The sequence below is a fragment of the Polaromonas sp. P1_G4 genome (assembly GCF_056405475.1).
In genome coordinates, this window is sequence record NZ_JBFUCA010001021.1 from 1 (window position 1) to 660 (window position 660).

1 protein-coding gene is annotated in these 660 nt (G+C 53.3%); it reads right to left on the reverse strand.

Annotated features, from left to right (window positions below; translation table 11 throughout):
- A partial coding sequence (locus AC1D1X_RS25135; protein WP_477699611.1) for a GspE/PulE family protein occupies positions 1-500 on the reverse strand: 500 nt, incomplete at its 3' end.
- Between the last annotated feature and the right edge of the window lie 160 nt (positions 501-660).

Here is a 660-nt window from a genome sequence, read left to right on the forward strand (position 1 = left end):
CATACATAAAAAAGACCATAAGGCTTGGAGATCGTTTTTTCCAGTCGCTCCTTGTTGTGCGCCGTCAATCCGAGTTTTTCAAGCGGGATCGGCTCACCTGCGGCAAGAATCCGCATGACCACATCTTCCACACCACCGGCGGATGGAATCGTGGCAACACGCAACTCGATGTCCAGTGGGCCGTATTTCTTGAACTTGATCTTCCCATCTTGCGGTTTGCGCTTTTCAGAGATGTCCAGGTCGCACATGATCTTGAGCCGCGTGACCATGGCCTGGCGAAACTGCGCCGGCACTTCGATATAGGGCTGCAAGGTACCGTCAATGCGAAACCGGATACCGGTTTTGGCTTTGCCTGGCATAGGCTCGATGTGAATGTCCGAAACCTTCTGGTTGTAAGCGTCAATGATGACCTTGTTGACAAACTTGACCAGCTCGTTGTCCGCTGCGGCAGACTCCAGCGAAGAATCGTCATTTGACTCACTCTCCAGTGGTGAGTCCATGTCTGCAAGCAATTGGTCGATGGTGCTACTGTCTGCAGCCACGCCAAAGAGCTGCCCCAGGGTTTCTTCAAATTCGGTCTGAGTTGTAACGCGGTAAGAAAATTTGGAGACGCGGGGAAACACCTGTGGAACCACGCGTGCCCCTCGCACAGCCTCCGGA